The sequence below is a fragment of the Pseudomonas sp. C2B4 genome, from assembly GCF_013359695.1.
In the GTDB taxonomy this organism is placed as follows: Bacteria; Pseudomonadota; Gammaproteobacteria; order Pseudomonadales; family Pseudomonadaceae; genus Aquipseudomonas.
Map to the genome: position 1 here is coordinate 137,879 of NZ_JABFMU010000003.1, position 23,905 is coordinate 161,783.

Below are 23,905 nucleotides of genomic sequence, written 5' to 3' on the forward strand. Positions count from 1 at the left end.
GCAAACTTGGTGCCGGCGGTGGCCGGCAGGAAAACTCAAGAAGCCAGTGGCGATACTTGCCAAAGCCCGTTCTGCTGAATCAATTGCCGGTCGCAGTCCGCTTCACGGGCGGCGGCCAAAGGTTGTCCAGGCAAGGCCTGAACGACACGCTGACCCTCACTGCGCAACTGGCAAACCTGCTGCCAGAGTGCCGCATCCGTACTGTCAGGCATCCAGATACCGCCAGACGGTAGCTCGATCTCAGCACGCCCCAGGGTCACCAGGGTTTTCAAATCGGTAGAGAAACCGGTTGCCGGACGGGCGCGACCGAAGTCGGCACCGATGTCGTCGTAACGACCGCCCTGGGCAATGGACTGGCCTACACCCGGCACGAATGCGGCGAACACTACGCCAGTGTGGTAGTGGTAACCACGCAATTCACCGAGGTCGAAATACAGCGGCAGCTCCGGGAAACGCACGGACAAGCGCTCGGCAATCGCCAGCAGGTCGTCCAGCGCCGCCAGAACCGGGGCCGGAGCCTTGGCCAGACGCTCACGGGCAGCCACCAGTACTTCGCGACCGCCACACAGATCGACCAACGCCCGCAACATGGCCGATAAATCGGCCGGCAAGCCTTCGGTCAAGGTAATGACCTCATCGATGGCTTTACGTTGCAATGCATCGAACAGCTGTTGCTCAACTTCACCGGACAAACCGGCGGCGCGAGCAAGACCGCGATAGATACCCACATGCCCCAGGTCCATGTGCACGTCCGGCACATCGGCCAGCTGCAGCATGGCCAGCATCAGGCTGATGACTTCGACGTCGCTGCTCGGGCTGGCATCGCCATACAACTCGGCACCCAACTGGATCGGGCTGCGCGAGGACGACAAGGCGCGCGGCTGGGCATGCAATACGCTGCCGGCATAGCACAGACGGTTCGGACCTTCGCGACGCAGGGTATGCGCATCGATGCGGGCCACTTGCGGCGTGATGTCGGCCCGGAACCCCATCTGCCGACCCGATTGCGGGTCGATGACCTTGAAGGTACGCAGATCCAGGTCCTGGCCCGCGCCGGTCAGCAGGGATTCCAGGTACTCGATATGGGGAGTCACGACAAACTCGTAACCCCAGCTCTGGAACAGATCCAACACCTGACGACGCGCGACTTCTATGCGCGCCGCTTCCGGTGGCAGTACTTCTTCGATGCCATCTGGCAGCAGCCAGCGGTCTACCGTTGCCATTACGCCATTCCCCTATGATCCGGGCGGCAAGCCTTTGGGCGAGCCTTGAGTGAAGCAGAAAATGATCGGCCCAGCACAAACCACGCGCATGAGCGACGAAGCGAACAGCCTGCAATAGGCTTCGCCAAGCACTTTCCTCGTAAAACCTGTCGAGCCATTGAGCTCAGACACCTGCACAAAAACAGCAATCAAACGTGCAGACGCAAAAAAGCCGGGAATTTCCCGGCTGCCGCATCATACACACGTTTTCCCAAAGGATCACCCCGCCAGCGATTTTAGCCGCCCGGCGGGATGATTCAGGTCAACGCTGCATCAAGGCTTGGCTTTTTCCAGGTAGTGGAAGAAGTCACTGCTTGGGTCGAGGACCAATACGTCGGATTTGTTCGCGAAGCTTTCACGGTAGGCACGCAGGCTACGGTAGAACGCGTAGAACTCCTGATCCTGACCGTAGGCCTTGGAGTAGATCGCAGCGGCCTGGGCATCACCGTCACCGCGAATCTCTTCGGATTCACGATAGGCTTCAGCCAGCAGTACGCGGCGTTGACGATCGGCGTCGGCACGGATGCCTTCTGCCAGCTCGTTACCCTTGGCGCGGTGTTCGCGAGCTTCACGTTCACGCTCGGTGCTCATGCGCTCAAACACGCTGCGGTTCACTTCCTTCGGCAGGTCGATGGTCTTGACCCGAACATCGACAACTTCGATGCCCAGCTCTTTTTCAGCCATCTTGTTCAACGAAGCCGTGATATCCGCCATCAGCGCATCACGCTCACCTGATACCACTTCGTGCAGGGTGCGCTTACCGAACTGGTCACGCAGGCCCGATTCCAGGCGACGGGAAAGACGCTCGTCGGCAATCTGCTTGAGACCGGAAGTCGCGGTGTAAAAACGCTCTGCGTCTTTCACGCGCCACTTGGCATAGGCATCGACCATCACGGCTTTCTTTTCCAGCGTCAGGAAGCGCTGCGTCGGTGCATCCAGCGTCATCAGGCGTGCGTCGAATTTACGCACCTGGTTAACGTAAGGCACCTTCACATGCAGGCCAGGCTGAACATCGGTCTGGACCACACGACCGAACTGCAGCAACACCGCACGCTCGGTCTGAGCCACGATGTAGAAGCAGTTCCAGGCAGCGATCGCCACGACGACGCCGACAATAAGGGCGATCAGCGATTTATTGCTCATCAGCGACTCTCCCTGGTACGTGCTTGCTGTTGCTGCAGATCAGCTGCCGCACGTGCATTCGCTTCATTGCTGGTAGCTGCCGCACTGGTCACCTGAGTGCTGGTGCTGCGACCACTTTCGACCATCTTGTCCAAAGGCAGGTACAACAGGTTGCTCTGGCCATTCTTGTTGCCGGTCACGAGAACCTTGCTGGTGCTGCTGAAGACTTCCTGCATGGTGTCCAGGTACAGACGCTGACGAGTGACTTCAGGCGCCTTGCGATACTCGGCGACCAACTTGGTGAAGCGATCGGCCTCACCCTTGGCACGCGAGACGGTTTCGTCACGGTAGCCATTGGCATCTTCAAGAATGCGCTGGGCCTGACCACGGGCTTCCGGCACGACGCCGTTGGCATAGGTTTCAGCCTGGTTGCGCGAACGCTGCTCGTCTTCACGGGCACGGATCACGTCATCGAAGGCTTCCTGCACTTCACGCGGTGCCGCTGCGCTCTGCACGTTGACCTGAGTGACGGTGATGCCGGTGCGATAGGTATCCATGAAGCGTTGCAGGCGCTCCTTGATTTCACTGGCCATCAATTCACGGCCTTCAGTCAGTACCTGGTCCATCGCGGTGGACCCCACCACATGGCGCAAGGCGCTGTCGGTCGCGTGCTGCAGGCTGATTTCCGGCTGATCGACGCTCAGCACGAAGTCCTGCAGGTTGCTGATCTTGTACTGCACGGTCAGCGGCACTTCGACGATGTTTTCGTCTTCAGTCAGCATTTGACCCTGCTTGGTGTACGCACGCTCACGCGTGACGTTTTCCATGTACTTCTTGTCGATCGGCGGGAAGTAGATGTTCAGGCCCGGGCCGACGGTTTCGTAGTACTTGCCGAAGCGCAGCACCACGGCTTGCTCCTGCTCGTCGACTACATAGACCGCGCTGTATAGCCACACGGCCGCCAACACGACCAGGCCGATGCCGAGCAGGCCGCCGAAGCCGCCACTCTTGCCCGGACCACCGCCGTCATCACCACGTTTCTTTCCACCACCGAACAACCCGTTCAGGCTTTCCTGCAGCTTTCGGAAGGCCTCGTCGAGATCTGGTGGTCCCTTGCGATCGCCGTTATTACGGCGCTTGCCACCCCAAGGATCCTGATTATTCGAGTTGCCACCCGGCTCATTCCAAGCCATAGCGCTCTCCATCTGATAAAGCAAAGACGCACCCACGGCGCGCCGACCAATGCTACAGAATGCCTGTCACCACGGCACAACCGCTTTCTCAGGCTTTTATTGCAAAGTGTGTTGCTCGATGAATTCCAGCGGCTGCAAACCTTCGCGACTCACCAGCCGATTCAATTCGGCCCGAGGCAAACGGACGGCCAACAAGCTGAGGCCTTCTTCGTCATGTTCTTCCTTCTGTACCGCACCGAGTTCGAAAAACTGCGCACGCAGTCGAGCAAAACGTTGCGGCAAGCGCAAGGTGCCAACGAACAAATCATCCCCAAGCAGCTCGGCCACGGCCTGCTTGAGCAGGCCCAGGCCTGTACCGTCCTTGGCCGACAACCAGACCCGCTGCGGCTTGCCATCGGCATCGCGCTGGATCTGCGGCTCAACGCCCTCGAGCAAATCGAGTTTGTTGTATACCTCCAGGATCGGCAAGTCCTGGGCCCCGATCTCTCCGAGCACCACCATGACCTGTTCAATCTGGGCCATGCGCTCGGGCTCATGGGAGTCGATCACGTGCAGCAGCAGGTCGGAGTTGCTCGACTCTTCGAGCGTAGCCCGAAATGCCTCAACCAGTTTGTGCGGCAAGTGGCGAATGAAGCCCACGGTATCAGCCAGCACGATCGGCCCGAGGTCATCGAGCTCGAGTCGACGCAGGGTCGGGTCGAGGGTCGCGAACAACTGGTCAGCGGCGAACACGTCGGACTCGGTCACCGAATTGAACAGGGTCGATTTGCCGGCGTTGGTATAACCCACCAGTGAAACCGTCGGGATGTCCGCCCGTTTGCGGCCGCGACGCGATTGCTCACGCTGGCTGCGAACCTTTTCCAGGCGGCCCTTGATCTGCCGCAGGCGAATCCGCAGCAGGCGTCGGTCGGTTTCCAGCTGGGTCTCACCCGGACCCCGCAGACCGATACCGCCCTTCTGACGCTCAAGGTGAGTCCAGCCACGAACCAGCCGCGTACTCATGTGCTCAAGCTGCGCCAGTTCGACCTGGAGCTTGCCTTCATGGGTGCGGGCGCGCTGGGCGAAGATATCGAGAATCAAGCCCGTGCGATCGATCACGCGACACTCGAAAACACGTTCGAGGTTACGTTCCTGACTGGGCGTGAGGATGTGATTGAAAATCACCAGATCCACCTGCTCGGCTTTGACCAGGTCGCGCAATTCCTCGACCTTGCCGCTGCCAATCAGGTATTTGGCGGTTGGCCGATTACGCGGCACGTTGAAAAACGCGACGGTCTCGGCGCCAGCCGACATTGCCAACTCCTGAAACTCCTGCGGATCTTCGCGCGCCTCAGGGTCCTGACCATCCAAGTGAACGAGAATGGCTCGCTCACCACCACCGTGGCGCTCAAAGAACAAAGGAGACTCCTATCAGGCGTTACCTGGCTCAGCATCACCTGCTTCGGATTCGGTTGCGCTAGGCAGACGAATTGGACGAACCGGCACTACTGTAGAGATAGCGTGTTTGTAGACCATTTGGCTGACGGTGTTTTTCAGCAGGATAACGAACTGGTCGAACGACTCGATCGTACCTTGCAGTTTGATCCCGTTGACCAGGTAAATGGACACCCCAACTTTCTCTTTACGTAAAGTATTCAAGTAAGGGTCTTGTAGCGAATGCCCTTTTGACATGTGCCGCACTCCTTTAAGGATTCAATATAAAAAAATAGGTAAACAAATGGCTTGTGGCCGTCACACCCCCAAGGATAGACGGCAATTGCAAGGACTCAGCTCAATATGGAGATGGTCCCCAGGTATTTCAAGGCGCGTGGCAGATTGTCGCAATCCAGGCTGTCCAGCCAGTGTAAATCATCCCAACTGCGCAGCCAGGTGAACTGGCGTTTCGCCAATTGGCGCGTGGCAATGATTCCACGCTCCTGCATCTCGGCTGACGTCAGCTTGCCATCCAGGTAATCCCAGACTTGTCGGTAGCCTACCGCACGTATAGACGGCAACCCGGCATGCAGGTCACTTCGCTTACGCAGGGCTACGACCTCGTCGATGAATCCCTGTTCCAACATTAAAGTGAATCTTTGTTTAATTCGCTCGTGCAATACCTGGCGATTTGCCGGAGCAATCGCCAAGTTCGCGACAGTATAGGGCAATTGTTGCCGTCCCGAAGCGGCTGCTTCAGTACTTTGCGCAGATTGTTGCAAACGAAGGGCAGTCATGCTTTGACCGCTGACGCGATAAACTTCCAGCGCTCGACTGAGTCGCTGCGGATCGTTCGGATGAATGCGCGCGGCAGACACCGGATCGATCGCCGCCAATTGATCGTGCAGGGCTTGCCAACCAAGGCGTGCAGCTTCTTCTTCGATCTGTGCGCGCACTTCCGGATCGGCGGCCGGCATATCGGCCAGACCTTCGAGCAAAGCCTTGTAGTAGAGCATTGTGCCGCCTACCAACAGCGGAATTTTTCCGCGCGCGGTGATGTCGGCCATTGCTTCGAGGGCGTCACGACGAAAATCCGCAGCCGAATAGCTTTCAGCCGGGTCGAGAATATCGATCAAACGGTGTGGGAATTGCGCCAAAAGCTCTTTCGACGGCTTGGCGGTGCCGATGTCCATGCCACGGTAAACCAGCGCCGAATCAACGCTGATCAGTTCGCAAGGCAGAACCTTGGTGAGCTCGATGGCCAGGTCGGTCTTGCCGGCCGCGGTCGGGCCCATCAGGAAAATCGCAGGTGGGTGCTGGCTCATCAACGACCGCGCAAAAACAGTTTGTCCAGATCGTCCAGACCCAGTTGGGTCCAGGTCGGTCGGCCATGGTTGCATTGACCGCTGCGCTCGGTGTTTTCCATATCGCGCAGCAGAGCGTTCATTTCCGGCAGGGCCAGGCGCCGGTTCGCGCGAACCGCGCCGTGGCAAGCCATGGTCCCCAGCAGTTCGTTCAGGTGCGCCTGAATCCGGTCGCTGGTGCCGTACTCCATCAGATCAGCCAACACATCACCGACCAGTCGATTGGCTTCGGCCTGCTTGAGCAGGGCCGGAATCTGCCGGATCGCCAGCGTTTCCGGACCGAGACGCTGCAGTTCAAAGCCCAGGCGCTTGAACCAGGCGACGTGTTCTTCGGCGCAATCGGCTTCACGCTGACTGACCGCCAGCGACTCGGGTACCAGAAGTGGCTGACCGCTCAGACCTTCACTGGCCATCGCGACCTTCAGCCGTTCGTACATGATCCGCTCGTGAGCGGCGTGCATGTCCACCAGCACCAGACCCTGGGCATTTTCCGAAAGAATGTAGATACCCTTGAGCTGCGCCAGCGCATAACCCAGCGGTGGAATATCGCCCTGTCCGGCCGGCAGTGATGCCGCATTGGCCTCGGGCAGCGGCGCAAAGAACTCGCGATAGGCCGCCTGGGCTTCAGCCACCGGAACAGCGGACTGCGGACGCGGCGTGTATTGATACTGATAACCCGCACCTGCACCCGAGCCGGCTGGCGTATTAATGGATGGCTGTGCCTGAGGTTGCTCCAGCAGCGCATTGGCGGCCAGACGCATTTCACCCTGAGGACCAAACTCACCGGCTTCGAGGCCTGTAGGCCGAACAACGGCTGTCGCAACCGGTGCCGCCAGATGATCCTCTGGCCGTACATCGCCCAAGGCGCGGTGCAGGGTGCCGTAAAGGAAATCATGGACCATGCGTCCATCACGGAAACGCACTTCGTGCTTGGTCGGGTGCACGTTGACATCAACGCCCGCCGGATCGACTTCGAAAAACAGCACGAATGTCGGGTGACGACCATTGAACAGCACGTCGCGATACGCCTGGCGCACCGCGTGGGCCACCAACTTGTCGCGCACGGCACGGCCGTTGACGAAGAAATACTGCAAGTCCGCCTGGCTACGGTTGAACGTCGGCAGCCCGACCCAGCCCCACAGATGCAGACCATTGCGCTCGATTTCGATCGGCAGCGCCTGCTCCAGGAAACCGGGACCGCAAATCGCCGACACCCGTCGGGCACGAGCCGCATCATCGCGGGCTTCATGCAGGCTGAGGATGGTCTTGCCGTTGTGACGCAAATGGAATGCCACGTCGAAGCGCGCCAGGGCCAGACGCCTGATCACTTCTTGGAGATGATCGAATTCGGTCTTTTCGGTCTTGAGAAACTTGCGTCGCGCCGGCGTATTGAAAAACAGGTCGCGAACTTCAACAGAGGTGCCCACCGGGTGCGCCGCCGGTTGCACGCGGGGCGCCATGTCGCGACCTTCGGTCTCGACTTGCCAGGCCTGATCGGCATCACGGGTACGGGAAGTCAGGGTCAGGCGTGCCACGGAACTGATCGACGCCAGTGCCTCACCGCGAAAACCCAGGCTCATGACCTGCTCGAGGTCTTCGAGATTACGGATTTTGCTGGTGGCATGTCGCGCCAGGGCCAACGGCAGGTCGTCGGCGGAGATACCGCTGCCATCGTCGCGCACCCGCAGCAGCTTGACGCCACCCTGCTCGACATCGACATCGATACGCTTGGCGCCGGAGTCGAGGCTGTTTTCCAGCAACTCCTTGATCACCGACGCCGGGCGCTCAACGACCTCACCAGCGGCAATCTGGTTCGCCAGCCTCGGGCTGAGCAGCTCGATGCGAGCAGCGTTGGTCAGCACCTGGTTCATTCTTTGGCCGCCAGTTCAGTGCCAGGGATGGTCAAATGTTGACCGACTTTGAGCTCGTCGCTCGCCAGGTTGTTGGCACTGCGCAGCGTGGCCGGCGAGACCTGATAACGCACGGCGATCATTGCCAGCGTCTCGCCCGGGTTCACGCGATGATCACGCGGGCCTTGAGCGATCTTCCCGGAATCACGCAGCCAGGCAATGTAAGTGCCCGGTGGCGGGTTTTGCTGGAAGAACTGCCGCACGCCGCTGCTGATGGAACGTGCCAGTGCCTGCTGGTGGCTGGCCGCTGCAAGTTTCGAGGCTTCGTTGGCGTTGGAGATGAACCCGGTTTCCACCAGGATCGACGGAATATCCGGCGACTTCAGCACCATGAACCCGGCCTGTTCCACCCGTTGCTTGTGCAGCGGCGTGACCCGACCGATGTTGCTCAAGACTTTCTGACCGACGTTCAGGCTGGACGTCAGGGACGCCGTCATCGACAGATCGAGCAGCACGCCGGCGAGCATGCGGTCCTTGTCATCGAGGCTGACGTTGCCGGCACCACCGATCAGGTCGGAGCGGTTTTCACTGTCCGCCAGCCAACGGGCGGTTTCAGACGTCGCGCCGCGATCAGACAGGGCGAATACCGAGGCACCGAAAGCGGCGGCCGAAGGCGCGGCGTCGGCGTGAATCGAGACGAACAGGTCGGCGCCCTTCTTGCGGGCGATTTCGGTACGCCCACGCAATGGGATGAAGTAATCACCGGTGCGGGTCAATTCGGCGCGGAAGCCCTTGATGCCGTTGACCTGACGCTGCAGTTCGCGGGCGATCTGCAGCACCACGTCTTTCTCGCGCTGACCGCGAGAGCCGGAAGCACCCGGGTCTTCACCGCCATGACCGGCATCGATCACCACGATGATGTCGCGCTTGCCTGCTGGTGCCGGGGGCAGCTTGATTGCAGGTTCCGTCGGCGTGACCGGTACGGCCGGCACCGTGGCCACCGACGGCGTCGGCGCAGGCGGCGGTGCAGCGTCGGACGGGTTATCGAACAGGTCGACCACCAATCGGTTGCCATACTGGGCATTAGGGGCCAGCGAGAAGCTTTTCGGGGTGACGGCCTTTTTCAGGTCGATGACCACCCGCAGGTCGGTTGGCGTGCGCTGGGCCGAGCGCATGGCCGTGATCGGTGTATTCGCGCTATTGACGTTCAAAGGTGCACCCAGGGTCGCGCCATTGATGTCGATGACCAGGCGATCCGGGGCTGTCAGGGTAAAGACGCTGTGCTGCACGGGACCGGTCAGGTCAAACACCAGCCGTGTGTTGTCCGGCGCCCGCCACAGGCGAACGCTGTTGACCTTCGTCTCGGCCACAGCGTCGACGGTCACCGCCAAAAACAATACCCCTACGGCAGCAACCAACGCGCGAAAGCGCATACCTAACCCCATCATCTATTTGGATTCCAATGCCAATGCGGCACACCACGACTCGCCACGCGAGCCCTGGGATAAAATTTTCAGCGAACGCCCGCTGCCTTGCGGGCTAATGGTAATGGTCAGGTCGGGCTTTGGCAAAAAGCCTGCACCTTTATCAGGCCATTCGATCAGGCACAGGGCGTCATCTTCGAAATAGTCGCGAATGCCGAGGAATTCCAGCTCTTCCGGATCGACCAGGCGATACAAGTCGAAATGGAAGGCGCGGATCTCACCGATCTCGTAGGGCTCGACCAAGGTAAAGGTAGGACTTTTTACCGCCCCAACGTGCCCAAGCCCACGGATAATGCCCCGGGACAATGTGGTTTTGCCCATCCCCAGGTTGCCTTCGAGAAAGATCAGGCCGTGCCCTTTCGTGGTTTGGGCGATGCGTGTGCCAAATGCGGTCATCGCCTCTTCATCAGCCAGGTACAGGGTTACTTCAGACACGGTGCGAGCTCCTCCAACAACTGACGAATGGCTGGTATCAGATCACTGGCCGCCAGCCCGCGGCCGAATTTACCTTGTTGCTCACCGGCATTGGCGTGCAGCCAGACCGCCAGGCAGGCCGCATCGAACGGGCCCATGCCCTGGGCCAGCAATGCGCCGACCAGACCGGCCAAAACATCGCCCAAACCGGCGGTGGCCATGGCCGGATGACCTTGATGACACACCGCCAGCCGTCCGTCGGGACTGGCGATCAGGCTGCCGGCGCCCTTGAGCACCACGACCGCTGTATATTTTTTGCTCAACGCACGGGCCGCCGCCGGGCGATCGGCCTGAACCTGAGCCGTACTCACGCCCAATAAACGCGCAGCTTCACCCGGATGCGGGGTCATCACACTGACCTTGGGCAACTTCACATGCTCTTCGGCCAACAGATTCAGTGCATCGGCGTCCCAAACCTGCGGCAGTGGTGCATTGGCGGCGGCCGACAACAGGCTGCGCCCCCAAGCCCCCTGACCAAGCCCCGGCCCGACGACCATTACAGAAACCTTTTCCAGCAAGCCCATGAGCTGATTGGCCGACGAAGTCCCCAGCGCCATGACTTCCGGGATTCTCGCCAGTGCCGCCGGAACATGTTCCGGGCGGGTCGCCAGCGAGACCATGCCGGCGCCGCCGCGCAGTGCACTTTGCGCACTCAGCAGGATCGCGCCACCCAGTCCGCGATCACCACCGATCAGCAGTACATGGCCGAACATTCCCTTATGAGAGGTTGGGGCCCGGCAAGCCAGGCGCGGCAGATTGCCAGGCGTCAGGCGACGGGCGCTGGTCGGCGCGTCTTCCAGCAGCTGCGGATCAGCGTGCAAGTCGTTGAAGACCAGCGCCCCCACCACATCCGCCGCGTCTCCGGTGAACAAACCCAGTTTCAAGCCGATGAACGTGACGGTCAGATCGGCGCGCACTGCGCAACCAAGGATTCGCCCCGTATCGGCACACAGCCCGGAAGGGATATCCACCGCAGCTACCGGCAGCCCACCAGCATTGATCGAGGCGATGACACTGGCATACGGCTCACGCACGTCACCGGCCAGGCCGGTGCCCAGCAAGGCGTCCAGCACGAGGCCGCGCAATTCGGAGTTCGCCGTCCAGGCGTCGATAAAGACGTTTTCGGACACCGCTTCGGCATGGGCCGATGCTGCATCACCACGCAACTGCTGCGGATCGCCCGCCGCCAGGACCCGCACCGTCCATCCGGCTCGCTTGGCCAGCACCGCCACCAGATACCCGTCGCCCGCGTTATTGCCGTGACCGGCAACCACTGTCAATTCGCTCGCCGCCGGCCATTGGCGGACCAACGCACGCCAGGTGGCCCGCGCAGCCCGCTGCATCAATTCGAAACCCTTTGTTCCGGCCGCGATCAGGCTCGCATCGAGCCCTCGGACCTGCGCAGCGCTGTACAGCGCGTCGGGTAAATCATCTTTAGTGTGCGGCATGCGTCTTCGGGCTCCGATGTCTGGCAGAATTATACGCACCTCAGCTCCGGTTTCTCTCGCCTCATGCCCGCTATTACCACAGACCTGCCCGCCCTCGCCCAATCCATCAAGGACTGGGGCCGTGAGCTGGGCTTCCAGCAAGTCGGCATCAGCGGCCTCGACCTGGGGGAGCACGAGCAACACCTGCAGCGCTGGCTCGACGCCGGCTACCACGGCGAAATGGACTACATGGGCGCCCATGGCAGCAAACGCTCGCACCCGGATGAGCTTGTACCCGGTACTTTGCGCGTGGTTTCGCTGCGCATGGATTACCTGTCGGGCGACACCAAAATGGCGCAGTTGCTGGCCCAACCGGAAAAAGCCTACGTTTCGCGTTATGCCTTGGGCCGCGATTACCACAAATTGATCCGTAAACGCGTGCAACAACTGGCGGAAAAAATTCAGGCCGTAATTGGTCCGTTCGGTTACCGCGCCTTTGTCGACAGCGCCCCGGTGCTGGAAAAAGCCATCGCGGAGCAGGCCGGCCTTGGATGGATCGGCAAAAACACCCTGGTCTTGAATCGCAAGGCCGGCAGCTATTTCTTCCTCGCCGAACTGTTCGTCGATCTGCCCCTGCCGGTGGACCCGCCCCACGCCACCGAACACTGCGGTCGTTGCAGCGCCTGTCTCGACATTTGCCCGACGAATGCCTTCATCGGCCCCTACGTGCTGGACGCCCGACGCTGCATTTCCTACCTGACCATCGAGCTCAAGGGCGCGATTCCTGAAGAACTGCGGCCGCTGATCGGCAACCGGGTGTTCGGCTGCGATGACTGCCAGATCGTCTGTCCGTGGAACCGCTTCGCCCGCCCGTCCGGCGAAAGCGATTTCAAGCCACGGCACAACCTGGACAACGCCGATCTGGCCGCGCTGTTCATGTGGGATGAGGCCAGGTTTCTGAGCAGCACTGAAGGCTCGCCCCTAAGGCGGACAGGTTATGAAAACTGGTTGCGCAATCTGGCGGTCGGGCTGGGCAATGCGCCGTCAACGATTCCGGTTCTGGAGGCTTTAAAAGCGCGGCGCGATTATCCATCCGAGATGGTGCGTGAACATGTCGAATGGGCGTTGCAGCAACATGCCGACCGTCAGGCCTCGTCGTTATAGACGAACTTGGGCATTTCCCAATGAAAACGGATCGCCAGCAAGCGCAGCAGAAAACCGCCAAATAGTGTGATCAGTATCGCTTGCTCACCCGGCAGGTTCAGCCAAAGGCACAGCATGTAGCACCACGCCGCCGCGAACGAGACGCTGGCGTAGAGCTCACGGCGAAAAATCAGCGGAATGTCATTGCAGAAAATATCGCGCAGGATGCCGCCGAAAACGCCGGTGATCACGCCGCTGACCGACGCAACGAGCATGCCGTGGCCCATTTCCAGGGCGGTCATGCAGCCAATCAGGGTGAATGCCACCAGACCGACGGCGTCCAGCACCAGAAACAGCGAGCGCAAATGACGCATCCAGCGGGCGGTGAACACCGTGAACATCGCCGCGATGGTCGTGAGGATCAGATACTCCGGGTGTTTGACCCAGGTCAGCGGGTAGTGACCGAGCAGCACGTCGCGCACGGAACCGCCACCCAACGCCGTGACGCACGCGATCAGCACCACGCCAAACCAATCCATGCCGCGACGGCCCGCAGACAAGGCGCCGGTCATGGCTTCGGCGGTGATGGCGATCAGGTAAAGCATCAGCAACATGGTGGCGGTCCTTGCAGAAAGGCGCGCAGTCTACTCACTTCACCCAAGCACCAAAAGAGCGCACCCAAGCACTTCATCTCGCGCGGTTGTGCCGTGACTGGACGGACGCTATCGCGGGCAAGCCCGCTCCCACAGGGTTATCGCTGTCCTTGTGGGAGCGGGCTTGCCCGCGATGAGGCCAGCGCTGACACCGCCCTTCAGAACTTGATGAAATGCTGGCGGTAGTGCTGCAACTCGGCGATGGATTCGCGGATGTCGTCCAGGGCCAGGTGGGTGCTGCCCTTCTTGAAGCTGTCACGCACGTCCGGTGCCCAACGCGCCGCCAATTCCTTGAGGGTCGAGACATCGAGGTTGCGGTAGTGGAAATAGCTTTCCAGGGATTTCATGTGGGTATAAAGGAAGCGACGGTCCTGGCAGATGCTGTTGCCGCAGATCGGCGACTTGCCCTTCGGTACCCACTTCTCCAGGAAGGCGATGGTTTCTGCTTCGGCTTCGGCCATGCTGACGCGGCTTTCACGCACGCGCTGGGTCAGGCCCGAGTTGCCGTGGGTGCGAGTGTTCCACTCATCCATGCCGGCGAGGACTTCGTCGCTGTGGTGGATGGCGATCACCGGGCCTTCGGCCAGGGTGTTGAGGTCACTGTCGGTCACGATGGTGGCCATTTCGATGATGACGTCGGTATCCGGGTTCAGACCGGTCATTTCCAGGTCGATCCAGATCAGATTCTGTGGGTTTTGCATGTGTCGGCTCCTAGGCAATGCTGCGCAGTTTAGCCTAGGCCGGTGGCCGGGCGTGCTAAACTCGCGGCCGTTTTACCTAATCGCTACATTCTTTATACGGAACACCCATGGCCAAACGCCAACTCAATCGTCGCCAAAACTGGCGCATCGAAAAGATTCAGGGCGAACGCGCTGCCCGCGCCGCCAAACGCGAGTCCTCGGCTGTCGAGGCACTTGAGGGCGGCGATCTGGGCCCGGAACAGCACGGTCTGGTGATCGCGCACTTCGGTGTGCAGGTCGAAGTCGAAGCCCTCGACGGCGAGCATGCTGGCCAGGTGTTCCGTTGCCACTTGCGGGCCAACCTGCCGGCGCTGGTGACCGGCGACCAGGTCGTCTGGCGCGCCGGCAACCAGGGCATCGGCGTGATCGTGGCGCAATCGCCGCGAAACACCGAACTGTGCCGCCCGGACAGCCGCGGCCAACTCAAGCCTGTTGCGGCCAACGTCGACATGATTGTCATCGTGTTCGCGCCATTGCCCGAACCCCATGCCAACCTGATCGATCGCTACCTGGTAGCCGCCGAACACGCGGGTATCAAGCCGTTGCTGTTGCTAAACAAGTTCGACCTGATCGACGAGCAGAACGCCCCAGCGCTGAATGCCTTGCTCGGGGTTTACCGCACCCTGGGCTATCCGGTGCTCGAAGTGTCGGCCCATCACGGCAATGGCATGGAGCAACTGCAGAAGCAACTGGACGGGCGCATCAGCGTATTTGTCGGCCAGTCCGGTGTGGGCAAGTCGTCGCTGGTCAACAGCCTGCTACCGGACGTCGAGACCCGCGTTGGTCCGTTGTCCGAGCTGTCCGGCCAGGGCACGCACACTACAACCACCGCGCGCTTGTTCCACTTTCCCGGTGGCGGCGAGTTGATCGACTCCCCGGGCATCCGCGAATTCGGTCTTGGCCACGTCAGTCGTGCCGATGTCGAAGCCGGCTTCATCGAGTTCAACGATCTGCTGGGCACCTGCCGTTTCCGCGACTGCAAGCACGACCGCGAGCCGGGTTGCGCCCTGCTCAAGGCCCTGGAAGATGGCCGCGTGCAGCAACAACGGATGAACAGCTACCGCTCGATCATCGCCAGCCTGCCGGAAAACGGCTACTGAGCCTTTTACCGCAGAGACAAAAAAGCCGCGAGATGTTCGCGGCTTTTTTTCGCTTGGGATTTTGTACTGACTCGGGCATTGCCTTCGCGAGCAGGCTCGCTCCCACAAGGACAACGCATTCCCCTGTGGGAGCGAGCCTGCTCGCGAAGGCGGCTGGATAGCCACCACCCAATCATCTAGATCATTGTTTCGGTGCTTCGGCCGGTTTTGGCGCCGGGTCATCGAACAGATTCAGCCGTTCGCGCAATTCATGGGCCGGCAGCGGCTCCTTGTCCGCCGGCAACGCGTTCGGATCAGCGGGCGTGCCCGGTGCCTGACCCGGAGCCGCTGGCGGGGCATCCGGAGCAGGTTCCGCGCCTTGCGAACCTTCGATGGCACGCTGGGCTTTCTTGGTCAGCACGACGATATCGATACGGCGGTTGACCGGGTTGAACGGATGCTCGCGGTCAAACAGGGCCGACGAGGCATAACCGACAACCCGCGCAACCTGCTGATCCGGATAGCTGCCCGCGACCAGCGCGCGGCGAGCGGCGTTGGCTCGGTTGGCCGAAAGCTCCCAGTTACCGAAATCACCCTGGCCGCTATACGGCTTGGCATCGGTGTGTCCACTGATGCTGATCTTGTTCGGCACCGCCTTGATGGTGTCGGCCATGGCCAGCAGGATGTCTTCAAAATACGGTTTCAGACGAGCACTGCCGGAGTCGAACATCGGCCGGTTCTCGGCATCCACGATCTGGATGCGCAAGCCGTCAGGCGTAATCTCGAACATGATCTGGTCTTTGAATTTCTGCAGCTGCGGATTTTCTTCGACCTTGTTCTGCAGTTCTTGCAGCAACAGTTCGAGACGTTCCTTCTCCACCATCTCGGCCATGCCTTCAACCTGCTCGGCGTCGACAGTGACCTTGTCCGGCTGCGGCTGGGATTTCACCTCGGGGTTGAGGGTGTTTTCCGGCGCCAATTCTGGCGTGCCGCCCAGATCGATGATGTACGGCGTGCCGCTTTCAGTGAAGCCGATCGGGTCCTTGAAGTAACCGGCGATGGCAAGCTTCTGTTCTGGTGTAGCGGTGGACAACAGCCACAACACCAGGAAGAACGCCATCATCGCCGTGGCGAAGTCGGCGAAGGCGATTTTCCAGGCGCCCCCGTGATGCCCGCCGGCGATGCGCTTGACGCGCTTGATGATTATCGGCTGGTTATTTTCCATGACTTAGCGACCGCGAACCGCTTGTTCCAGCTCGGCGAAGCTAGGACGGTGCGCCGGGTACAGAACCTTGCGACCGAACTCCACGGCGAGCGATGGCGGCATGCCGGAAGCCGAGGCCACCAGGGAAGCCTTGATGGCTTCATAGATATTCAGTTCTTCCTTGGCGTCGTGCGCCAGGGAATGCGCCAGCGGACCGAAGAAGCCATAGGCAGCGAGAATACCGAAGAAGGTACCGACCAGTGCTGCACCCACGTGCAGGCCGATGGACTTCTGATCGCCTTCACCCAGGGAAGCCATGGTCACCACGATACCCAGTACCGCCGCAACGATACCGAAGCCGGGCATGGCGTCGGCGATGCCGTTCACCGCGTGGGACGGGCGCTCCAGGTCTTCCTTGAGGCTGTACAGCTCCATATCGAACAGGCCTTCAAGCTCATGGGGGGCCATGTTGCCGGAGGACATGATGCGCAGGTAATCGCAAATGAACGCGGTCATGCGCTCGTCCTTGAGAACCGAAGGGTACTTGGCGAAGATCGGGCTCGCGGCAGCATCCTCGATGTCACCTTCGATGGCCATCATGCCTTCGCGGCGGCTCTTGTTGAGGATCTCGTAGATCAGGCCAAGGACTTCAAGATAGAAGCCATGATTGAAGCGCGTACCGAACATACTCAGGGACTTCTTGAGCACGTGCATGGTCATGTAGCCGGGGTTGGCCTGGAGAAATGCGCCGAGGGCCGCGCCCCCGATAATCATGACCTCGAAGGGTTGGATCAGGGCGGCAATTTTGCCGTGGGAGAGCACGTATCCGCCGAGCACGCTCGCGAATACGACGATGATGCCGATTATTTTAGCCATAGGTAGGAGAGCACTTACTGAGTCGGGTTCAAGGTCATATTCGGAAGTTAAAAAATCTCTTCTTCTATTTATCGGCAAAACTGCGCCAGACTATAGCCAGTTCAGGCGAAAAGCCAATTTGACCCACTCCGGGCCCGGGTAATGCTGACGATGATCGCCTCCAGACATGGCTAACGAAACGAACGTCCCGACTCCAAAACCAACCACGCTCGAAGGCTGGATCAAGCTTCTCGATGGCGTGCGCCTGCCGGTTCCGCAAGCCAGTCACGACCGTGTTTGCCGGGCGATCCGCGACAGTCGCAGCTCGTTGCGCGACATCGCCGAGTTGATGCAGGACAGCCCGGCCCTGGCCTTGAGCGTCATCCGCGAGGCCAACCGGCACACCCATGGCAGCATGAGCGAACCCGCGGAGAATCTGGAAGTCGCGATCAACCGCCTCGGCCTCAAACGCACCGAAGAACTGCTTGAGCGCTTGCCCGCCGAGCCCATGGCCGAGATTCCTAAAGCCCTGCGCCAGTTGCAGATGATCAGTCAGCACGCCACTCAACAGGCCAATGGTTTTTTTGCCAGCCGCCTGGCGCGCCTGTGGCAGGACATTCATTGGGGCAGCCTGCTGTTTCTGTCGCCGCTGTGGCCGATGGCCTTGACCCACCCGCAATTGCTCGAAGACTGGGAGTTGCGGGTCATTCATAAAGGCGAGTCGGCGCGCAAGGTCGAACAGCAATTGTTTGGCGTGCGCCTGCTGGACATTGGCCTGGCCCTGGTGCAAGCCTGGCGCCTGCCGATCTGGGTGCAGCAAGGCTATCGGCTGCTGCTCACCGAGCAACGGGAACTGGTGAAAGTCCTGCGCATTGCCCGCGACAGCGAGCACCCCTTGCGCCAGCAAAATCGTCTTGATGACGATCCGACCCTGCGCCGCTGGCTCAATCAACCGGCCAACACGGTGCTGCTGGCCAACGGTCTGGCGCTCTCGGCACAGCAAGCCTGGGTCAGTCCGCACAGTCAGCGCTGGCAGTACCTGACCAGTCTTTATCTGCAAATGCCGATGGACGACGTACAGCAGCAACTGCATCAGCAGGCGGCCAACAGTGCGCGCCAACACGCCATGCCCGACCTGTGGCACCCCGCCGTCGCGCTGATCTGGCCATGGGGCACGAACCGTATCCACGCCGGTCTGTTGCCGGCCCCGGCTCCGACCGCCGAAGACCTGGCAAAGTGGCGCAGACAATGTACCGAGCTGCTGCACGAGCCGAGCCCCTTCACCAACGCCATGCATTTGACCACCTCGGCCCGTGACGCACTGGTCGCGTGCGGCATGCGCCGCGTGATGATCCTGATGGCCGATCGCACTCACGCCAATCTGCGGGTGCACCAGACCGCCGGGCTACCGAAGGAAGCGGCAGGGCTGAATTTTGCGGTCAGCCAGAGCACCGTCCTGCAACGCTTGCTCGCGCAACAGGCTCAGGTGCGCCTGACACCGGACAACAACGCACAATTTTCCGCCCTGCTGCCCAACAGCCTGCGTTCGCAGTTCAGCGGCGAACACCTGTTGCTGCGCTCATTGGTCAATAATGGCCGGGTGATCATGATCGTCGTGGCGGACCAGGGCGGCGGTCCGCTTTCGGAGATCACCGTGCAAGCCTTCGGCAAAACCGCGCAGTGCATCGAGAAAGCCCTGCATAGCTTTAGTCAGCGCGGCAAATGACGCTGCGTTACAATCCTCCCTTTTGTGCTCTGGAGACCTCACATGTCTGACTTCTCTGGCTTGCCGCTGGTGATCGAACCGAGCGACTTGCTCCCTCGCCTCGACGCTCGCGAACTGATTCTGGTGGACCTGACCAGCAGCGCTCGCTACACCGAAGGGCATATTCCCGGTGCGCGGTTCGTCGATCCTAAACGCACGCAACTCGGCCAGGCACCTGCGCCGGGGCTGATGCCGTCGCAAGCGGCACTCGAGGCCTTGTTCGGTGAACTGGGGCACAATCCCGATGCGGTCTACGTGGTTTATGACGACGAAGGCGGCGGTTGGGCCGGACGCTTTATCTGGCTTCTGGATGTCATCGGCCACCGCAAGTACCACTATATTGACGGTGGCTTGACCGCCTGGCTGGCAGCAGGCTTGCCCATGTCGATCCAGATCCCGCCGCACGTGGGCGGTCCGGTTGCGCTGACCCTGCACGACGAACCCACCGCCACCCGCGAATACCTGCAAAGCCGTCTGGGGGCTGCTGACCTGGCGATCTGGGATGCACGCGGTCCGCTGGAGTTCTCTGGCGAGAAAGTGCTGGCCGCCAAGGGCGGACACATTCCCGGCGCGGTCAATTTCGAATGGACCGCAGGCATGGATCAGGCGCGCCAGCTGCGTATTCGCACGGATATGCCGCAGATCCTCGAGAAACTGGGCATCACGCCTGACAAAGAAATCATTACCCACTGCCAGACCCATCACCGGTCCGGCTTCACGTATCTGGTGGCCAAGTCCCTCGGTTATCCGCGGGTCAAGGGCTACGCCGGCTCCTGGGGCGAATGGGGCAATCATCCCGATACCCCTGTAGAGAATTAAGGTTTTTAAGGACAGTTAATGAACAAGCGTCTGTTTATCCTCAGCCAATACCTGCTGCCCCACAACCTGCTCTCGCGACTGGCCGGCTGTATCGCCGAATGCCGCGTGCGCTGGTTCAAGAATGCCTTCACCGCCTGGTTCGCCCAGCGTTACCAGGTGAACATGTCCGAGGCTCTGGTCGAAGACCTGACCGCCTACGAACACTTCAATGCCTTCTTTACCCGCGCCCTGAAAGACGGCGCCCGCCCACTGGACGAAACACCGGGGGCGATCCTCAGCCCGGCCGACGGTGCGGTCAGCCAACTCGGCCCGATCGAGCACGGTCGCGTGTTCCAGGCCAAGGGCCACAGCTTCAGCGTGCTGGAACTGCTGGGTGGCGATGCTGCGAATGCTGCGCCGTTCATGGGCGGTGATTTCGCCACCATCTACCTGTCGCCCAAGGACTACCACCGCGTGCACATGCCGCTGGCCGGCACCCTGCGCGAGATGATCTACATTCCGGGCCGCCTGTTCTCGGTCAACCAGACCACCGCTGAAAACGTGCCGGAGCTGTTTGCCCGCAACGAGCGCGTGGCGTGCATTTTCGACACCGAGCGCGGGCCGATGGCCGTGGTGCTGGTGGGTGCAATGATCGTAGCCTCGATCGAAACCGTATGGGCCGGCCTGGTCACGCCGCCGAAACGCGAACTGAAAACCTTCCGCTACGACGAAGCCGCCCGCGCGCCGATTCACCTGGAAAAAGGTGCGGAGCTGGGTCGTTTCAAATTGGGTTCGACCGCTGTCGTGCTGTTCGGGCCGGATCAGGTGAAATGGGCTGAAGAGCTGGCGGCGGGTTCGCCAGTGCAGATGGGTCAGGGCATGGGCCTGCGAAAAGCCTGAACTGAATGAAATCTAATGTGGGAGCGAGCCTGCTCGCGAAAGCGGTGTAACAGTCAACATCCGCGTTAACTGAACGACCGCATTCGCGAGCAGGCTCGCTCCCACACGGATTTACAGTGTTTTTACGGTGTTACAGCTGCCCGTCGCGATCACGGAAGCCCAGCAGGTACAGCACGCCATCGAGCCCCAGCGTTGAAATCGCCTGCTTCGCCGACTGCTTGACCAGCGGCTTGGCGCGGAAAGCCACGCCCAACCCGGCAATCGCCAGCATCGGCAAGTCATTGGCGCCGTCGCCGACCGCAATGGTCTGTTCCAGACGCAAGCCTTCCTTGTGCGCCAACTCCTTCAATAGATCAGCCTTGCGCTGCGCATCGACAATCGGCTCGATCGCCACACCCGTGACCTTGCCGTCGACCACTTCCAGCTCGTTGGCAAACACATAGTCGATACCCAGCTTCGCTTGCAATTGCTTGGCGAAGTAGGTGAAGCCGCCCGACAGAATCGCTGTCTTATAGCCCAGACGCTTGAGTTCGGCGAACAGGGTTTCAGCGCCTTCGGTCAGGCGTAGCGATGCGCCGATCGAATCCAGCACACCGACGTCCAGCCCCTTGAGCAACGCCAGGCGCTCCTTGAAGCTGGCGCGGAAATCCAGTTCACCGGCCATCGCCCGCTCGGTGATTTCCGACACCTTGTCGCCCACACCAGCCGCCTTGGCCAGTTCGTCGATGACTTCGGCTTCGATCAGGGTCGAATCCATGTCGAACACCGCCAGGCGACGGTTGCGACGGAACAGCGAATCTTCCTGGAAGGCGATGTCGACGTTCAGCGCCTGGGCGACGCTGAGGAACTCAGCCCGCAGGGCCTGTGGATCAGCCGCTTCGCCGCGCACGGAAAACTCGATGCAGCCCTTGCCCTTGTCGGCCGGCGTATCCAGCGGCATGCGCCCGGACAGACGATCGATGTGATCGATGTTCAGGCCATACTTGGCAGTGATCGAGCTGACGGCCTGCAGTTGGCCGGCGGTTACTTTGCGGGTCAACAAGGTCACGATGTGGCGCTTCTTGCCCTGGTTGCCGACCCACTGCCGGTAGTCCTCTTCGGACACCGGCGTGAAACGCACCTGTTGATCGAGCTCATAGCCCTTGAACAGGATGTCCTTGAGGACCGACTTGCCCTGTTCGGTGTCAGGAATTTCAACCAGGATGCCAAACGACAGCGTGTCGTGAATCACCGCCTGACCAATGTCGAGAATGTTTACACCACCCTGGGCCAGAACGCCGGTAATGGCCGCGGTCAGACCGGGACGGTCCTCACCAGTGATGTTTATCAGGACGATTTCGCGCAAGGCGCACCCCCGCAGGTGGAAAAAAACCGCATTCTACCCACTTTCAGTGACCATCGGGCACCGTGAGCGCTTTGCCGGTCTAGGGCCTGTCGCTATACTGCGCGTCAACTTCACGGACAAAAGAGCCGAGCTCAAGTGAACCGGCCCACGCCAGTAAAAACCGATAACTTCTTTCTGCTGATCTTCCGGGCACTGCGCCATCGCCGTGTACCGATTGCATTGCGCATTGCCAGCCATAACGTGATCCTGGTCGCCCTGGCCCTGGTGATCTATGCCGGCGTGATGGGCTTGCAGTTCAAGCAGGCCATGCACGAGCAGGCGGATGCACTGGGTGAAAGCCTGACCACGCAGACCGCGACCTCCGCCACCGAGCTGTTGGTGTCCAACGACATCCTCAGCCTCAACGTGCTGCTCAACAACCTGACCAAGAACAAGCTGGTGGCCCACGCCGCCATCTACAGCATGGATAACCGCATCCTTGCCGAAGCCGGTCAGCGCCCCAAGCACGGCCTGCTGGGCGAGGCCGAAGGCATCTACCAGAGCAAGATCACCTTCCAGGACGTGACCGCCGGCCAGTTGCGCATCAGCCTGGATATGGATCAGTTCCAGCAGCCAATGACCATCAGCCTGCAGAGCATGGGCATCCTGAGTGCGATTCTGCTGGCCCTGTCCCTGGCCTTGAGTCTGCGCCTGGGCCGGCACATCACTACGCCGCTCCTGCAATTGCGGGTGTGGCTGCGCCATATCGACGAGCACACCCCGGGTACCGAACGTCAGGACGAGATCGGCGACCTGGCGCGCCAGCTACACGCCGACTTCGCCCCGGAACCGGCCGAACCCGAACCTGTGCCGGAGCCCGAGTTCGACGACAGCGACTACGACGATGCCGAACCGGGCTTCGAAGTGCGTAACCTGCGTGATCCGAGCTTCGACGAAAGTCGCCCGATGACTGCGGTGAAAGCTGTGCCACGGCGAGCGGTCAGCACCGTCGATGATGATGACGACGCTTTCGCCGATCTGCTCGATGATTCCGAGGACAGCCCGGCAAAAACGCTGACCAAATCCAGCGTACCGCAACACAGCGCGGTTCTGGCCGTACAGCTGGGCTCTCAGGAGCAACTGCGTCGCCTGCCCCGCGCTCGCCTGGAAGAACTGCTCAAACGCTATCGCGACTGCCTCGACCAGGCTGCGTCGCTCTACCAGAGCGAGCTGCACACCCTGAACGATGGCAGCACGCTGATGCTGTTCCACACCGAGGACAGCGGCGACGACTACCTGACCAACGCCATCTGCTGCGGTGAGTTGTTGCGGGCACTGGGCCATCAGTTGCAGATTGAAGTCGCCGACAGCGGCATCACCCTGCAACTGCAGCTGGGCCTGACACTGGGCGACGAGTTGTTCGGCCTGAGCCAGATCGACCTGCTGCTGACCGACCCTGCCCAGGACGCCCTCGCCCTGTCGCAGCACAGCCGCAACCTGCTGCTGGTGGAGCGCAAGATCAGTGATGATGCGCTGATCCGCCAACGCGCACGAATCCGGCCGATTGCCAGCCCTGAGGGTGCGTGCTGCGTGGAACGCCTGATGGAGCCTTATCCGTCGATGCTGGAGCGGCAACTGGCGCGGATGCATGAGCGTCGGGCGTAACCACTAACGCCGCTACGAAGAAGCCCGCAGATGAGTGATCGTCTGCGGGCTTTTTGTTGCCTGTCCGGACGCCTTCGCGAGCAGGCTCGCTCCCACAATGGCTCTTCAGCGAGAACACCTTTTGTGGGCAACCTGGATCAACTGTGGGAGCGAGCCTGCTCGCGAAGGGGTCGGAACAGGCACTAAAGAT

21 protein-coding genes are annotated in these 23,905 nt (G+C 60.8%); 6 read left to right on the forward strand and 15 right to left on the reverse strand.

All coding sequences use genetic code 11. The annotated features are described in order from the left end of the window. Positions 1-35: 35 nt before the first annotated feature. From HNQ83_RS03720 to HNQ83_RS03765, 10 genes are all read right to left on the reverse strand, one after another. The gene (locus HNQ83_RS03720) at positions 36-1,223 is read right to left on the reverse strand and encodes an ATP phosphoribosyltransferase regulatory subunit (RefSeq protein ID WP_175387722.1); all 1,188 of its coding nucleotides are present in this window, start codon (positions 1,221-1,223) and stop codon (positions 36-38) included. 312 nt (positions 1,224-1,535) lie between these two features. Beyond that, positions 1,536-2,405: a protease modulator HflC gene (hflC, locus tag HNQ83_RS03725; protein ID WP_175387723.1), complete on the reverse strand. Its 870-nt coding sequence runs from the start codon at positions 2,403-2,405 to the stop codon at positions 1,536-1,538. Further along, the gene (hflK, locus tag HNQ83_RS03730; RefSeq protein WP_175387724.1) at positions 2,405-3,577 is read right to left on the reverse strand and encodes an FtsH protease activity modulator HflK; all 1,173 of its coding nucleotides are present in this window, start codon (positions 3,575-3,577) and stop codon (positions 2,405-2,407) included. Before hflK ends, hflC begins: the two co-directional genes overlap by 1 nt. A 96-nt stretch (positions 3,578-3,673) precedes the next feature. Continuing rightward, a complete protein-coding gene (gene hflX, locus HNQ83_RS03735) occupies positions 3,674-4,975 on the reverse strand; it encodes a ribosome rescue GTPase HflX (RefSeq protein WP_175387725.1) in 1,302 nt (433 codons plus the stop codon). Between the two features lie 12 nt (positions 4,976-4,987). Beyond that, positions 4,988-5,248 (reverse strand): RNA chaperone Hfq, encoded by a 261-nt coding sequence (gene hfq, locus HNQ83_RS03740; protein WP_007902656.1) that lies wholly within the window; start codon positions 5,246-5,248, stop codon positions 4,988-4,990. Between the two features lie 95 nt (positions 5,249-5,343). Next, on the reverse strand, positions 5,344-6,315 hold the full coding sequence (gene miaA, locus HNQ83_RS03745; RefSeq protein WP_175387825.1) for a tRNA (adenosine(37)-N6)-dimethylallyltransferase MiaA: 972 nt from the start codon (positions 6,313-6,315) through the stop codon (positions 5,344-5,346). Beyond that, a complete protein-coding gene (gene mutL, locus HNQ83_RS03750) occupies positions 6,315-8,213 on the reverse strand; it encodes a DNA mismatch repair endonuclease MutL (RefSeq protein ID WP_175387826.1) in 1,899 nt (632 codons plus the stop codon). Before mutL ends, miaA begins: the two co-directional genes overlap by 1 nt. A gap of 8 nt (positions 8,214-8,221) precedes the next feature. Next, complete coding sequence (locus tag HNQ83_RS03755; RefSeq protein WP_175387726.1) at positions 8,222-9,652, reverse strand: N-acetylmuramoyl-L-alanine amidase; 1,431 nt, start codon at positions 9,650-9,652, stop codon at positions 8,222-8,224. Next, complete coding sequence (gene tsaE, locus HNQ83_RS03760; protein ID WP_175387727.1) at positions 9,653-10,123, reverse strand: tRNA (adenosine(37)-N6)-threonylcarbamoyltransferase complex ATPase subunit type 1 TsaE; 471 nt, start codon at positions 10,121-10,123, stop codon at positions 9,653-9,655. Further along, positions 10,111-11,610: an NAD(P)H-hydrate dehydratase gene (locus tag HNQ83_RS03765; RefSeq protein ID WP_175387728.1), complete on the reverse strand. Its 1,500-nt coding sequence runs from the start codon at positions 11,608-11,610 to the stop codon at positions 10,111-10,113. The genes tsaE and HNQ83_RS03765 overlap by 13 nt, the downstream gene beginning before the upstream one ends. Positions 11,611-11,673: 63 nt before the next feature. Between HNQ83_RS03765 and queG the strand changes: the two genes are divergently transcribed. Then, positions 11,674-12,753 (forward strand): tRNA epoxyqueuosine(34) reductase QueG, encoded by a 1,080-nt coding sequence (queG, locus tag HNQ83_RS03770; RefSeq protein ID WP_175387729.1) that lies wholly within the window; start codon positions 11,674-11,676, stop codon positions 12,751-12,753. Here the strand turns inward: queG and HNQ83_RS03775 are convergent. Together HNQ83_RS03775 and orn are read right to left on the reverse strand one after the other, a co-directional pair. Continuing rightward, positions 12,735-13,346: a trimeric intracellular cation channel family protein gene (locus HNQ83_RS03775; RefSeq protein ID WP_175387730.1), complete on the reverse strand. Its 612-nt coding sequence runs from the start codon at positions 13,344-13,346 to the stop codon at positions 12,735-12,737. The genes queG and HNQ83_RS03775 overlap by 19 nt on opposite strands. Before the next feature lie 197 nt (positions 13,347-13,543). After that, on the reverse strand, positions 13,544-14,086 hold the full coding sequence (gene orn, locus HNQ83_RS03780) for an oligoribonuclease (protein ID WP_175387731.1): 543 nt from the start codon (positions 14,084-14,086) through the stop codon (positions 13,544-13,546). Positions 14,087-14,193: 107 nt separating this feature from the next. Here orn and rsgA point away from each other — a divergent pair, with 107 nt between their 5' ends. Further along, on the forward strand, positions 14,194-15,225 hold the full coding sequence (rsgA, locus tag HNQ83_RS03785) for a small ribosomal subunit biogenesis GTPase RsgA (protein ID WP_175387732.1): 1,032 nt from the start codon (positions 14,194-14,196) through the stop codon (positions 15,223-15,225). A gap of 181 nt (positions 15,226-15,406) precedes the next feature. Here the strand turns inward: rsgA and motB are convergent, their stop codons facing one another. Together motB and motA are read right to left on the reverse strand one after the other, a co-directional pair. Beyond that, positions 15,407-16,429, reverse strand: coding sequence for a flagellar motor protein MotB (motB, locus tag HNQ83_RS03790; RefSeq protein WP_175387733.1), 1,023 nt, complete (start codon positions 16,427-16,429; stop codon positions 15,407-15,409). Positions 16,430-16,432: 3 nt separating this feature from the next. Beyond that, positions 16,433-17,284 (reverse strand): flagellar motor stator protein MotA, encoded by an 852-nt coding sequence (gene motA, locus HNQ83_RS03795; RefSeq protein WP_175387734.1) that lies wholly within the window; start codon positions 17,282-17,284, stop codon positions 16,433-16,435. 166 nt (positions 17,285-17,450) lie between these two features. Here motA and HNQ83_RS03800 point away from each other — a divergent pair, with 166 nt between their 5' ends. Genes HNQ83_RS03800 through asd form a run of 3 tightly spaced genes read left to right on the forward strand, consistent with a single transcriptional unit; the run spans position 17,451 to position 20,726 of the window. Further along, complete coding sequence (locus tag HNQ83_RS03800; protein WP_175387735.1) at positions 17,451-18,989, forward strand: HDOD domain-containing protein; 1,539 nt, start codon at positions 17,451-17,453, stop codon at positions 18,987-18,989. A gap of 42 nt (positions 18,990-19,031) precedes the next feature. After that, positions 19,032-19,847 carry a rhodanese-like domain-containing protein gene (locus HNQ83_RS03805; RefSeq protein ID WP_175387736.1) on the forward strand — a complete coding sequence of 272 codons (816 nt, stop codon included), beginning with the start codon at positions 19,032-19,034 and terminating at the stop codon, positions 19,845-19,847. Between the two features lie 18 nt (positions 19,848-19,865). Further along, on the forward strand, positions 19,866-20,726 hold the full coding sequence (gene asd / locus HNQ83_RS03810; protein WP_175387737.1) for an archaetidylserine decarboxylase: 861 nt from the start codon (positions 19,866-19,868) through the stop codon (positions 20,724-20,726). A gap of 130 nt (positions 20,727-20,856) precedes the next feature. Here asd and serB read toward each other — a convergent pair whose 3' ends face one another. After that, positions 20,857-22,071 (reverse strand): phosphoserine phosphatase SerB, encoded by a 1,215-nt coding sequence (gene serB, locus HNQ83_RS03815; protein WP_175387738.1) that lies wholly within the window; start codon positions 22,069-22,071, stop codon positions 20,857-20,859. A 135-nt stretch (positions 22,072-22,206) separates the two neighbouring features. On the opposite strand from serB, the gene HNQ83_RS03820 reads away from it, so the two are divergent. Next, on the forward strand, positions 22,207-23,715 hold the full coding sequence (locus HNQ83_RS03820) for an AhpA/YtjB family protein (protein ID WP_175387739.1): 1,509 nt from the start codon (positions 22,207-22,209) through the stop codon (positions 23,713-23,715). The last annotated feature ends 190 nt before the right edge of the window (positions 23,716-23,905 follow it).

Excerpts from the sequence above, each read along its gene's own strand:
- HNQ83_RS03775 (WP_175387730.1), bottom strand. The coding sequence starts at position 13,346 with ATGTTGCTGATGCTTTACCTGATCGCCATCACCGCCGAAGCCATGACC.
- orn (WP_175387731.1), bottom strand. The coding sequence starts at position 14,086 with ATGCAAAACCCACAGAATCTGATCTGGATCGACCTGGAAATGACCGGT.
- hflK (WP_175387724.1), bottom strand. The coding sequence starts at position 3,577 with ATGGCTTGGAATGAGCCGGGTGGCAACTCGAATAATCAGGATCCTTGG.
- hfq (WP_007902656.1), bottom strand. The coding sequence starts at position 5,248 with ATGTCAAAAGGGCATTCGCTACAAGACCCTTACTTGAATACTTTACGT.
- HNQ83_RS03765 (WP_175387728.1), bottom strand. The coding sequence starts at position 11,610 with ATGCCGCACACTAAAGATGATTTACCCGACGCGCTGTACAGCGCTGCG.
- HNQ83_RS03755 (WP_175387726.1), bottom strand. The coding sequence starts at position 9,652 with ATGATGGGGTTAGGTATGCGCTTTCGCGCGTTGGTTGCTGCCGTAGGG.
- queG (WP_175387729.1), top strand. The coding sequence starts at position 11,674 with ATGCCCGCTATTACCACAGACCTGCCCGCCCTCGCCCAATCCATCAAG.
- miaA (WP_175387825.1), bottom strand. The coding sequence starts at position 6,315 with ATGAGCCAGCACCCACCTGCGATTTTCCTGATGGGCCCGACCGCGGCC.
- asd (WP_175387737.1), top strand. The coding sequence starts at position 19,866 with ATGAACAAGCGTCTGTTTATCCTCAGCCAATACCTGCTGCCCCACAAC.
- hflC (WP_175387723.1), bottom strand. The coding sequence starts at position 2,405 with ATGAGCAATAAATCGCTGATCGCCCTTATTGTCGGCGTCGTCGTGGCG.
- motA (WP_175387734.1), bottom strand. The coding sequence starts at position 17,284 with ATGGCTAAAATAATCGGCATCATCGTCGTATTCGCGAGCGTGCTCGGC.
- rsgA (WP_175387732.1), top strand. The coding sequence starts at position 14,194 with ATGGCCAAACGCCAACTCAATCGTCGCCAAAACTGGCGCATCGAAAAG.
- HNQ83_RS03800 (WP_175387735.1), top strand. The coding sequence starts at position 17,451 with ATGGCTAACGAAACGAACGTCCCGACTCCAAAACCAACCACGCTCGAA.
- motB (WP_175387733.1), bottom strand. The coding sequence starts at position 16,429 with ATGGAAAATAACCAGCCGATAATCATCAAGCGCGTCAAGCGCATCGCC.
- HNQ83_RS03720 (WP_175387722.1), bottom strand. The coding sequence starts at position 1,223 with ATGGCAACGGTAGACCGCTGGCTGCTGCCAGATGGCATCGAAGAAGTA.
- HNQ83_RS03805 (WP_175387736.1), top strand. The coding sequence starts at position 19,032 with ATGTCTGACTTCTCTGGCTTGCCGCTGGTGATCGAACCGAGCGACTTG.